Raw genomic sequence first — 12,961 nt, 5'->3', positions numbered from 1 at the left:
TTTTTAACGTATAATGAATAGTAGAATGATGAATAATCAGGAGGAATTATGCCTAAGAGGAAAATTGTATTTACTGGTGGAGGTTCTGCAGGACATGTAACGCCCAATATTGCCTTAATAAAGGAGCTGGACAATTGGGATAAATATTATGTCGGTTCGAAAAAAGGAATTGAAAAAGAGTTAATCGAAAAAATCGGTATTCCTTACTTCGGTATAAACAGCGGGAAACTTAGAAGATATATAGATTTTGAAAATTTCGTGGATATATTTCGAGTAATAAAAGGATGTTTCGAAGCGAGAGGCGTGCTAAAAAAGATCAAGCCTGATTTAATATTCTCTAAAGGCGGATTTGTTTCCGTTCCTGTCATCATAGCAGCTAAATCATTAGGAATACCCATTTTTATTCATGAAAGTGATATGACGCCAGGACTAGCAAATAAAATTTCGCAAAGATTTTCAACACGTATCTTTACTTCCTTTGAAGAGACCAAAAATTTTTTCCCAGCAAATAAGGCTATAGATATTGGTTCTCCGATTAGGAAAGAAATATTAAGTGGTTCAGCCATAAAAGGAAGAGATTTTCTTGGGTTTGATCATTATAGTCCCATTTTAACGATTATGGGTGGAAGTTTAGGGGCGAAAAAAATAAACGAAGTAGTCCGGCAATCTTTGGATCAACTAACAGCTAGTTACCAGGTTGTTCATTTGTGTGGGAAAAATAACCTAGATAGCAGCTTATCCTCCCATCCTAGGTATAAGCAATTTGAATATGTTCATGATGAACTCTCGGATATATTAGCTGCAACGGACATCGTTTTGACTCGAGGCGGTTCAAATGCCATATTTGAATTCCTAGCCTTAAATAAACCAATGCTTATTATTCCATTAGGACTAAATCAAAGCAGAGGCGACCAAATTTTAAATGCAAAGGCCTTTCAAGACAAAGGATACTCGCTAACATTGGAAGAAGAAAAAATTACTAATAAAACACTTATAGAAAATTTAAATATGGTTTATAAAAATAGATACGAATTTAAAAAAAATATGAAAGATTCACATAAAGGAAACGCATTACAAACACTTGTGGATGAAATTAATAAATTGTGCTAAGGGTGTGCTATGGGGACGGTTCTTCTGGTCCCACTCTTTGGTAATACTTACTTGTCGGGTTTGTAGTGCTGCCTTGTAAAAAAGACCATTAGAACCGTCCCCATGGACCAAGCTTTATCCATAGCCAACAATACACAAGGGAAAATAAGTGAATAATGAGGACATTCCAAACTCTAAATTCGATTAGAAATGGACCTAAGACAGGGAAGTGGAAGAGGTAGAGTAAGAGGCATATCCCTATAGATAAAAATAAGCTGGAAAAGGATATTACTTTCCATACCTTGTTAAAAAGGAGCAATCCAAGCCCTATGCCGATGGCCATCGCACCTGTCGTAAATGGAAAAACAATAAGTTCTGAAGGTTGAATGAGCAGTAATAGAAAAATGGTAAGAAAATAGCTTAATAGTCCATACATGGGTTTGAGCAACATGCTAATGATGATGGGTGCAGCGGAAAAGGGGCTTATTAGCATTCCGATTCCTGGGATGATTCCTCCTGCACTCTGTAATAGAGCGGCGATTAAACTCATTAACGCGGAAAACACCAATTTAAAGGCAAAACTTCTCCGATATCTTCGTTTAGTCATGATGGGTAAGATGTTTTCCTTACTATCCTTATTCCAAAACATGGATATTCACCCTTTTTGTCCTAAGTAAAAATAGCGTATTTGTATAAAGGTATTCTCAAACCCAAGCTTGTAGAATGAATATTGTGGTTCCCGTTACCTAAGTAGATTTGTATTTTCATAGAAAAAAATCAGGAAATCATTAGATTCCCTGATTTTGATATTCTAATAAACCACAACTGGATCGTAGACATTGAGATTATCATACACAGCTTTCATCACACTTGGAGAAACGTTGACGCATCCACCGGATCCTTGTGTAAGATAGGCATTGCTGTTCCAGTTTGTTCTCCAGCCGGCGTCGTGAAATCCTTGTCCGCTGTTTGTAAAGGGAGCCCAATAATTGACTTCCACGGCATAATCGGCTTTGCCGACAGCGCTGCCCTTGAGTGTGTATGGTGTTCGTTTAAAGAGGATATACCATACTCCAGGTGAAGTATCTTCACCCGTACTATGCTTGCCGGTAACCACATTCGTGGTTAGGACCAATTGTCCATTCTTGTAAATCCAAATACGCTGTTCGGCAATGGATACTTCCGCATAATTACCGCCAATGCCATTGTTTGCTGTCGTTTCATAGCCATAGCCCTCATTGCTCCAGCCATTTCCGTGAATATTAGAAGCAGAAATCGATTTTTCTCCCTTTTCAAAGGCTGCTTGAACAAGGGCTGTTTCCTTTTCGACATCAAGCGCCCAGCCATAACCTTCTCCCTTAACCGATATGTCGGAACCTGAATGGGTCTTAAAGGTGAAGTTCTTACCTAATGTCGATTGAGCGTCATTAATTTCAGCAATTTTATTTTTCAAATCGCTTGGGTCTATTGTGACGTTCATATCTTTTGTCACAGTGGCATTTTTAATCAGATCGCTGCCCTTTAAAGAATGTACTTTATCCTGGACCTTATAGTCCACCGTATGCTGGAGGAGTGCTTCCAGCTTTTTCTTTTCGTTAAGGATAGTGGTACTTTCCTCTGTTAGCGGCTGTAAAAGTGCAGGACTTAAATGGATTTCACTCGTAAACTTCTGACTTTGGAAGTCCTTCAGCAGGCCTTCGATATCATATTGATCTCCACTAATGCCTTTGGTAACCACAATTTCACCTTGTTCCAGCTTAACTTGAGCATCTGCAGGAGCTTTTAAATTCTGATTCATGGAGATGAGTTTTTGTTCCAGTTCCTCTTTCAAACTGACACTGAGATATGGGTCTTCTTTACTTGGTGTTAAGGAATACTCTTTAGACTCGAATATAGGAAAAAATGTCCACTGACTTTTCAGTAGTTTTTTAACTTCAGGCAGGTCATTTTCGGCAAAGCCCGACTGAGTATCTTTTCCATCTATTATTTGTTGTTCTCCGACATAAACGACGTTACTTAAAACGGTGGTTTCTAATTTTTCAAGCGCCTCTTCTGCGGTCAGCCCACCGACGTCAATGCCATTAATCTTGGCCTTTGGATTAAAGTGAGTGGACTGGTAAAAGCTCATTGCTGCACATAGGAGTGCGATAACGATGATGATACCTGCTGTAATGAACTTCCAATTCTTAAACCTTTTAAATGAATTTCCTGTTTTCATTTCTACCCTTGATTCTTGTATAGCATTTTCCATGTAAATCCCCTCCGCTTACCTTTAAACACAGCATTCAAAGTCCATCAACAAATAAGTCCATATTCATCAAAGCTATTTAATCCTTTATAAAATACTACTCCTATTTTACTAGATTGAATAGTAAAATCTTTGTCGTTTTATGTAAATAAGTGGAAATTTTTTTCATTTGGTTCAGAAAAGTTTATTAAATTCATTGCAGACGAGAAAATTCTAAAAGAGATATGAAATTACACAAGAAGTTCCAGCTGTGATCATTTATCCTTCACTTTGAACCGTAGGGGAAAGCTTTAACCTAGGTAACAGCGAAGGGGTAATGGTAAAATAAGCAACAAATGGAGAAGGAGATTACTATGTCTAAACATGATAAAACTTACGTGACGAAAGCTGACTTTATGCTTCATGGCGGAGATTATAATCCTGATCAGTGGTTAGACCGTCCAGACATATTGGCAGATGATATCAAATTAATGAAGCTTTCCCATACCAATACGTTTTCGGTTGGAATTTTTGCATGGGCGGCACTTGAGCCTGAAGAAGGAGTCTACCACTTTGAATGGCTGGATAAAGTGATTGACGATATCTATCGTATCGATGGCCGAGTAATTTTAGCGACGCCAAGCGGGGCTCGACCTGCTTGGATGTCACAAAAATACCCGGAGGTGCTTCGCGTGAATGGAGCTAGAGTGAAGCAGCTGCATGGCGGCCGGCATAATCACTGTTTTACTTCACCTGTTTACCGTGAAAAAACACAGAAGATGAATACGTTGCTGGCAGAACGTTATGGGAAACATCCGGCCTTATTGATGTGGCATATTTCCAATGAGTATGGCGGTGAATGTCACTGTGATCTTTGCCAGGATGCCTTTAGAGGCTGGCTGAAAAAGAAATACAATCATGATTTGAAATCCTTGAACGATGCGTGGTGGGGTCCGTTCTGGAGCCATACGTTTACGGATTGGTCTCAAATTGAATCTCCTTCTTCGATTGGAGAAAGCATGGTTCACGGTTTAAATCTGGATTGGCGCCGTTTTGTTACGGACCAAACGATTGATTTTTATAAAAATGAAATTGTTCCCATCCGAGAATTGACGCCGGAGATCCCGATTACGACAAACTTTATGGCAGATACGCATGAGCTAATCCCCTTTCAGGCGCTTGATTACAGCAAATTTGCCAAGCATCTGGATGTCATCAGCTGGGATGCGTATCCGGCCTGGCATAATGATTGGGAGAGCACAGCGGATTTAGCGATGAGAGTAGGCTTTATTGATGACCTCTATCGTTGTTTAAAACAGCAGCCATTTTTATTGATGGAATCGACTCCGAGCATGGTGAATTGGCATCCAGTCAATAAAGCAAAGCGACCAGGCATGCATATGCTTGCCTCAATGCAAATGGTGGCACATGGCTCTGACAGTATCCTGTACTTCCAGTGGCGGAAGTCCCGCGGGTCTTCGGAAAAATTTCATGGCGCGGTCGTTGATCATGATAATCGTTCTGAAAACAGGGTTTTCCAAGAAGTGGCGGAAGTTGGTCAAACGCTTGAAAAATTGGCCTGTGTTGTTGGGACGAACCGTCCTAGTGACGTTGCGATTCTATATGATTGGGAAAGCAATTGGGCGCTTAATGATGCACAAGGATATGGGTTAGAGACGAAACGTTATCCACAAACCTTGGTAGAGCATTACCGAGCTTTCTGGGAACAAGATATTCCTGTGGATGTGATTACGAAGGAGCAGGATTTCTCGGCCTATAAATTATTGATTATTCCGATGCTTTATTTAGTGAATGAAGAGACTATTGCTCGTTTGAAGAACTTTGTTGCCGGCGGCGGCAGGTTAGTCACGACGTATATCAGCGGTATTGTTAATGAAAATGATTTAACCTATTTGGGCGGATGGCATAAGGATCTGCAAGAGGTCTTTGGAATCAACCCTGTTGAAACAGATACGTACTATCCTTCAGATCGGAATTCTGTGATGTATCGCAATCAATCCTACGAGTTAAAAGACTATGCGACGATTATGGAAGTGAATACTGCGAAGGTCGAAGGTAGTTATGAGGATGATTTCTATGCGGGGACACCAGCGGTAACAAGCCATGAATATCAAGGTGGGAAAGCCTACTATATCGGCGGCCGTTTAGAAGATCAATTCCAGCGGGACTTCTATCAAGAATTGATTAATGAGCTGTCACTTGAACCAGTAATTAAGGTTAAACACGAAAAGGGTGTATCCGTACAAGTTAGACAAGCAGTCGAAAGTGACTACATCTTCGTAATGAACTTCACCGAAGAAAAGCAGCCTGTTGCGATTGCGACACCAGTACATGACCTAGTTACTGGAGAAGAGGTTAGCGGAGAGCTTATATTGGAAAAATACGAAGTGAGAATTCTTGAGAAAAAGAAATGATGGTGTGAAATAATTGGGTGCCTGTCACCGCTCGTGGACACTGTCCACCTCAGGCGGACAGTTGCTTGATTTTAGTCCGCTGGTGGGACAGGCATCTTAATTTATTTCTACAGCTTCACTTCAACTGGACGGGCTACCACTTCGTCTTCACTGGTAACAGCAGGTTTTTTCGACCAATAAGTCGCAAGAATCGGCCCAGAAATGTTATGCCATGCAGCAGCCAGCACGCTTGGAAGTGCTGCCAGTGGCCCAAAGTGTGCGGTCGCAAGCGCAACGCCTAAACCAGAATTCTGCATGCCTACTTCGATAGAAATCGCTCTTCTATTAACTTCATTCTGGCCAAGTACTTTTCCTGTGAAATAGCCAAGCAGAAGGCCGAATCCATTGTGAAGCATGACGGCTGTAAATATTAGAAGGCCAGATGCTGCAATGCTTGCTGCATTGCCTGAAACGACTGCGGCCACAATCGTGATAATAGCCGCGACTGAAATAAGCGGTAAAACAGTTAAGCTTTTTTCCACTGCCACAGGGAAAAATTTCTTAATTGCCAGACCTAAAATAATCGGCACAATGATCACTTGGACAATGGACAAAAACATCGCAACAGGATCAACCGGCATCCATTGACCTGCCAGCAAAAGGAGAAGCAATGGTGTCATGATCGGTGCCAATAGAGTTGAAACGGAAGTCATGGCGATGGACAATGGTACATTTCCCTTTGCCAGATACACCATAACGTTAGAGGCTGTTCCCCCTGGAACACATCCAAGTAAAACCAGTCCTGCAGCCAATTCTGCCGGCAAATTCAAAAGCTTCGCAATGACAAAGGCTACAGATGGCATGAGGATGAACTGTGCACAAACACCGACTATTACAGGCAATGGTTTGGTAAAGATGATTTTAAAATCGACCGCCTTTAAGGTAAGCCCCATGCCAAACATGACTATGCCGAGCAGGATGGTGATATACTTCCCCAACCCTAAAAATGGATCTGGAACCATAAAGGCAATAACAGATATTAAGATAACCCACACCGCAAAATATTTTCCTGCAATCGTACTGACCGCTTCTAATACCTTCATACCATCACGCTCTTTCTTTTGTTTTCAAAATTTTATTTGGATTAAAAAGATTGTCTGGATCTAAGGCCTGTTTGATTTTTTCCATTACCAGAAGGGCATGTCCATGTTCTTTTTGCTGATATTTCTGCTTGCCAACACCTACTCCATGCTCACCCGTGCATGTTCCGCCTCGCTCAAGGGCATAAAGAACAATTTGTTCATTAAGATTTTCAGCCCTTTCAATCTCTTCTGGGTTACTCATATCAATCATCAATAGAACATGATAATTTCCATCTCCCACATGCCCAAGGATTCCTCCAGGAAGTCCCAGTGAATCCACCGCTTCCCTTGCGTGGCTAATAGCGCCAGAAAGTTCTGAAATCGGCAGACAGACATCTGTCACCATCATTTTTTTTCCAGGATTGCCGTGAATATAGGCATAAGCAAGATTATGTCTAGCCTCCCACAAACGATTTCTTGAAGCATTATCTTTCTCAAATTCAATATCGAGACAATGATGGTCTTCAACTATTTCTCTCGTGAACTCTACATCCTGCTTCAAGCCGGCCTCATTACCATGAAATTCCAAAAATAGTGTTGGGCTTTCGTTATAGCTTGTTTCACTAAATAGGTTTACCTGCTTCATGGAAGGTTCATCCACTAGCTCCACCCTGGCAATCTGAACACCCGCCTGTAAAATGGAAACAACCGCTTCAACCGCATCATTCAATGTAGGAAAAGAGGCTCTTGCCGCCATTACATGCTCTGGAATTCCATATACTCTTAACGTCAGTTCCGTAAAGCAGCCAAGCGTCCCCTCGGAACCAACAAATAAACCATTCAGGTGGTAGCCTGATGAGGATTTAGCAGCTAAATTACCAGTATGTATGATCGAACCATCTGCGAGAACCACTTCCAGGTCACGCACCTGGTCACGCATGACCCCATATTTTACCGATGTTGTTCCACTGGCATTGGTTGCGGCCATTCCGCCAAGCGTAGCGTCAGCCCCTGGATCCACAGAGAAAAATAGACCATATTTTTTCAATTCCTTGTTCAGCTGTGTGCGTGTCACACCAGGCTGTACCCTTACAAGGAAATCATTCTCCCGCACTTCCAGGATTTTATTCATGAGTGAAAAGTCAATTGTAATTCCATGCTCGTACGGTATGACATGCCCCTCGAGACTGGATCCCAGCCCAAAAGGGACTATTGGAACTTTATATGTGTTTGCCAGCTGCACAATTTCACTAACTTGCTGTGCTGTTTCTGGAAAAACAACAATATCAGGGAGATTCTCACTATGGTATGATTCATCCCTGCCATGCAATTCTCTTACTGTTATATTTTCTGTTACCTGCTGCTCAAAAAGAACCTCTTTTAAAGCATCTACGAGGCTCATACCAGCTGTTTCCATCCTATACTCCTTCTTTCCTTACTGAAAATTTGGTCAAACCAATGATAAAATTGGTCCAACAAGTTAAGTTAATTATACAGAGTTATCAGAAAAATTCAATTATTTATTTTATTATTTATTAAGTCTTGCTTAATAGATTTTATGTCTGTTACATTTAGGATAGTTTTACCAGTTCTATTTTGTAGGAGGTTAAGGTGAATGGCGGAGAAAAGAAAGACCTATCTAGTTTTAGTAGATAAAATTACTGAATGCTATCTTGCAGGAAATCTTAATCCGGGAGAGCGGCTGCCTTCAGAAAGAGAACTGGCAAGCCAATTTAATGTCAGCCGGACAACCATAAGAGAAGCTCTAAGGGCTATGGAACTGAACGGGCTGATTGAAATCCGTCAAGGAGGCGGAAGCTACGTTATAGTTACTGACGTCCAATCAAGAAAAGAAGAAATCATCACAGCTGTCAAAACAGAAAATCCACTGGTCTATGAAATGCTAGAACTCAGGCGTGCATTAGAAGTAGAATCCGCATTCCTTGCAGCTAAGAGAGCCACATCAGCAGACTTGGAAAAGCTGCGTACAACTCTGAACAATATGGCGCTGTCGAAACAGAATCCAGAGCTGGGGTTAAAAGCGGACTTTGACTTTCACATTGGAATTGCCGAAGCAACTCATAATTCGATATTCATTGAATTGATACATACCCTCAGAGGACATATGGAGAATACAATTAAGGCTACTCAGAATCATCGCTTTAAGGATTTGTCTCGTTACGCAGATACAATGGAAGAACATAAGGAAATATATCTCGCTATAGCTACTGGGAATGCGAATAGAGCGAAGGAATTGATGGAGAGGCATATTACGAATATTAGGGAAGAATTGGTGGAGTCGATGGTGTTCGATATAGGGAATTGAAGATTTCGTTGTTCGTTGTCCAACAGAAGAATAATGGCTCAACACGTTTTATTTTTCTGTAAAAAACACTACAATCCCTAATAGAATAGGTTTTGTAGTGTTTTTTTAAAATAATTAGTTTAATATTGTCACCTTTACTTGTTGTCTTCCAAAATTGATTGCTTCTTGTTTAGATGGAATAAAGATGTCAATTTTATTTCCTTTAATGGCTCCGCCCGTATCTCCGGCGATTGCTTCGCCATAGCCTTCTACATAAACTTTACTGCCGAGCGGTATAACAGATGGGTCAACGGAGATGACCTTTTGATTTGGGTTTGCTATCAGGTCAATTCCAGTTGCCGTAATACCAGAGCAGCCTTCACATGAAGCTGTATAGGCTGTAGCTTCTACTATAATCTCCTTTGAACTAGGTGCTGCGGCTTCCACTGCAGGTGCGCTTTCAGCTGGAGCTGATGCTTCCACTGCAGGTGCGCTTTCAGCTGGAGCTGATGCTTCCACTGCAGGTGCAGGTGCAGGTGCAGGTGCACTTTCAGTCGGTGTTTCTACTGCTGGCTGTACTGGTTTTTCTGATAGAGAAATAGTGTTATTTTTTAATCCTTCGAAGATTACTAGATTTAATCCTGGGTGAATGAGGTCGCTATACAGTTGGTTCCATTCTTTAATTTGTGAAACGGTTACCTGATGATCAATACCAATCTCCCATAATGTGTCGCCTTGTTTAACGGTATAGCGTTTCTCGGGGGCAACGGTTAGTACATCCCCGGGGTGAATGAGGTCTGTGGTGAGATTATTTAACTTTTGGATATTTTCTACTGACAAATTATTTGCGCGTGATAGAGCCCATAGGGTGTCCCCTTTTTGTACTGTGATTGAAGCCGCTTGTACATTAGCACTTACAGTTACTGAGAGTACAGCAACTGCTAAAATAGATATGATTTTCTTAAGCATTCTTTTACCCTCCATGTTCTTTGGTTGCTAAGTTTTAATAATCGTAACATAGAATTTTCTGAGAAAAAGAACAGGGAGGTGTTAATTCGTTTACTTACGTGGCATTCATATTGCAATAATATTTCTGAAAAATAAAGGAATAATCAGGTATGGATCCTGCGCTAATAGATAGGATAGTAGTAACTTATCCCTATTTATCTATTGAATTTGATTCATTAATATATGTAACTAGTGGCAGCGATTTTCCATTTCTTTGCTAATATACCATTTGTATGGAAAAGTTCAGCTGTATAAAATCATTACCGTAAGAAAACTTTTATGACAACTATATTAAAAGAGAGGAGGATATTATGATAAAAAGTAAATTTGCCCTCATTAGTTCAGTTATTATTTTAGGTATATGTATGTATTTATATTTCCCGTTTCCTAATAATGTAACGGTGGAAGCACTTTCAACATTCATGTCGTTTCCAATTCGCAATAAAGATGGCTATATTTTACTTGGTATAATTGGGTCAGTATTGTTTATCATCGCTATGATATTACTTGTCATTGGTATGAAGAAATATCACTTTCGAACAATATTAATAGTTTTAATAGTATATGCACATTTACCAAATCTTCTAATTACGATGTATCAAGAAACGTTAGCGAGTGGCATTACAGCTATTTCATACGCTGGCAATGGCAAGTGCAATTTTGGGTCTGTAGGCAAAGACTTATTGAATGGGGAATGCAATCTTGTATTACATAATCGAAGTAATGAGGCTGTGTCATTTGAGTTAGAATTTATAGATTCTTTACTCATGGGAGACGAAGTACGAATGGAGTCACTTATGAATTTAGCTGGTCCGTATAGGATTACAATAGAAGCTAATCGTAAAAAGTCTATTCACTTGAAGGAATTACTCGAATTATCAGATGTTCCAAAACATATTGAAGGAGGAACATCATCTGAAATTCATTTTAAGTTAATTGACGAGGAGATTACACGCACTTTATAGTAGTGTTTCGCCGTTTTTGGCGGCTGTTTACCAATAATTGTGTTTTATATTGTATAATAAAATTAACATTATTCGAATTTTAAAACAGTTGACGAGGGGGTATTTTATGTCAATCTTCGCTTACTTATTTTGGGGGTTTTTATTAGCACTTATACTGTTGGGCGTATTGTTCGATAAACTATTTCCAAACAGAGTCAACTTTAAAGATTCAGAACAAGTCAAATCCACTAATCAACAATTAAACGAAAATGCTTCTTTGAACAATAAGAGTACAAATGAAATAGGTGGATCTTTTTTACCCTGAAATTGGATAGAAGAAATGGCTCAGTAAAGTGAACTGAGCCAGTTTATTTTATAAATCACAAAAAAATATATATAAAACGGTACAAATTTGGTTACTTCAACAATATGAAAATCGAAAGATATCTCCCTGGATTTTACTTAACCAAAACAATCAGTACTGGTAATACGAAAAAGGACAATAGGGTAGTCCAAAGAATCGTTTTTGTCAGCACTTTTGGTGACGCATCAAATTTTTCAGCTAGAATGCCGGCGTTGATCGCAACAGGCATACAGGATAATACTAATAGAGTGGAAAACATGATTCCTTCAATATCTAATAGATTTAGACACATTAAAGCAATGAGTGGGGCAATCAATAATCTCATTCCCATGCCTGACCAAAAGGTGATTCGTGTATTTCTGGTGATACTTTCTGTTTTCACATTGGCCATTTGTGCTCCTAAAACAGCTAGAACAATGGGCGGATAGGCTTCTGCAATCATGGAAACTCCGGTGGTGAGACCGCCTGGCAGGGTTAAATCAAATGTGCGTAACACCATAGCAAGCAATACCGCATAAATAGCCGGCAGGGCAAACATCGATTTAACAGCATTTTTAATTGTAAAATGAGAGCGTGCTGCAAAGAAGATTCCTAATGTATGCATCATGACCATCTGCATCACAATGTATACGGATGCCTTTTCGAGCCCCAGCTGACCGAAAGCAAGCAAGGTGAGCGGGATTCCGTAGTTAACTGCATTGGTGAAAGAGGAAATCAAGGTTAACCCAGCTATATCATTGGCAGGAAGTTTGAGTAATTTGCCTAAAATATTTGCCGCAAACGAGAGTAAAATCAGATTTAACAGGGAAAACGCTAGAGTCAAATAAACATCCTCACGCGACAGGCGTGCTTCCATTAATGTATCAAAAATCAAGAATGGAGTTATGTAATATAACGCAAAGTTTAAAAGCGGCTTGATTTCTAGCTTCCCAAACCTACTAAGCAAGGCCCCAGCTATAACTGGTATAGAGAGTGGTAGAATCACATCAAAAAGCGTGGCAAAGATTTCAGCTAACATAAAAAAACTTCCTCTCTAATTAACAAACTATCATACCCTGTGAAGCCTTTTTAGGGGCAATACCGAAAGATGTTTCTTTGTCTCTTCATTATAATGTTTTAAGTACTTTGATACATAATGTATTTGCTTAAAGTGAACAGATCCTTTTCTTAAGAAAGGTTTTGAAGAAAAGTTATTTCGAAAAAAGTAAAATTTTCTGTTGCATAAGTGAATTGAAGATGATACTATAAGGGAGTTGCTTTTAACGCCAGCTTTTTCTAGTTAAAAGCGAGAGAAAAAAAGTTAAATTATTATGTTGAAATAATAATAGAGATGTGATATGATAGTATCACTGTCGCTTAAGACATGCTAGATTGCTCTTTGAAAACTAAACAAACAAGAACGTCAACAAACAATTTTTTAGTTTTTTATAAAACTAAGCCAACGTAACAAAATGAGCTATATCAACTTTCTTGGAGAGTTTGATCCTGGCTCAGGACGAACGCTGGCGGCGTGCCTAATACATGCAAG

At 39.7% G+C, this 12,961-nt stretch carries 10 protein-coding genes and 1 rRNA gene; 5 read left to right on the top strand and 6 right to left on the bottom strand.

Features of this window, described 5'->3' with window-relative positions; translation table 11 throughout:
* Window positions 1-48: 48 nt before the first annotated feature.
* Window positions 49-1,110 carry an undecaprenyldiphospho-muramoylpentapeptide beta-N-acetylglucosaminyltransferase gene (locus ACY3XC_RS24715; protein WP_464870957.1) on the top strand — a complete coding sequence of 354 codons (1,062 nt, stop codon included), beginning with the start codon at window positions 49-51 and terminating at the stop codon, window positions 1,108-1,110.
* 88 nt (window positions 1,111-1,198) lie between these two features.
* Here ACY3XC_RS24715 and ACY3XC_RS24710 read toward each other — a convergent pair whose 3' ends face one another.
* Both ACY3XC_RS24710 and ACY3XC_RS24705 read right to left on the bottom strand, forming a co-directional pair.
* Window positions 1,199-1,738: a hypothetical protein gene (locus tag ACY3XC_RS24710; protein WP_464870956.1), complete on the bottom strand. Its 540-nt coding sequence runs from the start codon at window positions 1,736-1,738 to the stop codon at window positions 1,199-1,201.
* A 162-nt stretch (window positions 1,739-1,900) separates the two neighbouring features.
* The gene (locus ACY3XC_RS24705; RefSeq protein WP_464870955.1) at window positions 1,901-3,340 is read right to left on the bottom strand and encodes a L,D-transpeptidase family protein; all 1,440 of its coding nucleotides are present in this window, start codon (window positions 3,338-3,340) and stop codon (window positions 1,901-1,903) included.
* 350 nt (window positions 3,341-3,690) lie between these two features.
* Between ACY3XC_RS24705 and ACY3XC_RS24700 the strand changes: the two genes are divergently transcribed.
* The gene (locus ACY3XC_RS24700; RefSeq protein WP_464870954.1) at window positions 3,691-5,751 is read left to right on the top strand and encodes a beta-galactosidase; all 2,061 of its coding nucleotides are present in this window, start codon (window positions 3,691-3,693) and stop codon (window positions 5,749-5,751) included.
* Window positions 5,752-5,858: 107 nt separating this feature from the next.
* Here the strand turns inward: ACY3XC_RS24700 and ACY3XC_RS24695 are convergent, their stop codons facing one another.
* Window positions 5,859-6,833: a bile acid:sodium symporter family protein gene (locus tag ACY3XC_RS24695; RefSeq protein ID WP_464870953.1), complete on the bottom strand. Its 975-nt coding sequence runs from the start codon at window positions 6,831-6,833 to the stop codon at window positions 5,859-5,861.
* Between the two features lie 4 nt (window positions 6,834-6,837).
* Window positions 6,838-8,229 (bottom strand): FAD-binding oxidoreductase, encoded by a 1,392-nt coding sequence (locus ACY3XC_RS24690; protein ID WP_464870952.1) that lies wholly within the window; start codon window positions 8,227-8,229, stop codon window positions 6,838-6,840.
* Window positions 8,230-8,427: 198 nt separating this feature from the next.
* On the opposite strand from ACY3XC_RS24690, the gene ACY3XC_RS24685 reads away from it, so the two are divergent.
* Window positions 8,428-9,138 (top strand): FadR/GntR family transcriptional regulator, encoded by a 711-nt coding sequence (locus ACY3XC_RS24685; RefSeq protein WP_464870951.1) that lies wholly within the window; start codon window positions 8,428-8,430, stop codon window positions 9,136-9,138.
* Window positions 9,139-9,252: 114 nt separating this feature from the next.
* Here ACY3XC_RS24685 and ACY3XC_RS24680 read toward each other — a convergent pair whose 3' ends face one another.
* Window positions 9,253-10,086, bottom strand: coding sequence for a 3D domain-containing protein (locus tag ACY3XC_RS24680; protein WP_464870949.1), 834 nt, complete (start codon window positions 10,084-10,086; stop codon window positions 9,253-9,255).
* 404 nt (window positions 10,087-10,490) lie between these two features.
* Here ACY3XC_RS24680 and ACY3XC_RS24675 point away from each other — a divergent pair, with 404 nt between their 5' ends.
* Window positions 10,491-11,090, top strand: a complete 600-nt coding sequence (locus ACY3XC_RS24675) for a hypothetical protein (protein ID WP_464870948.1) — start codon at window positions 10,491-10,493, stop codon at window positions 11,088-11,090.
* 437 nt (window positions 11,091-11,527) lie between these two features.
* On the opposite strand, the gene ACY3XC_RS24670 is transcribed toward ACY3XC_RS24675, so the two are convergent.
* The gene (locus ACY3XC_RS24670) at window positions 11,528-12,451 is read right to left on the bottom strand and encodes an AEC family transporter (RefSeq protein WP_464870947.1); all 924 of its coding nucleotides are present in this window, start codon (window positions 12,449-12,451) and stop codon (window positions 11,528-11,530) included.
* Between the two features lie 449 nt (window positions 12,452-12,900).
* Here ACY3XC_RS24670 and ACY3XC_RS24665 point away from each other — a divergent pair.
* Window positions 12,901-12,961 (top strand): 16S ribosomal RNA (locus ACY3XC_RS24665); the annotation flags it as partial.

Source organism: Bacillus sp. CZDM1, from assembly GCF_055502545.1.
This window is presented reverse-complemented; position numbering and strand designations above follow the sequence as displayed.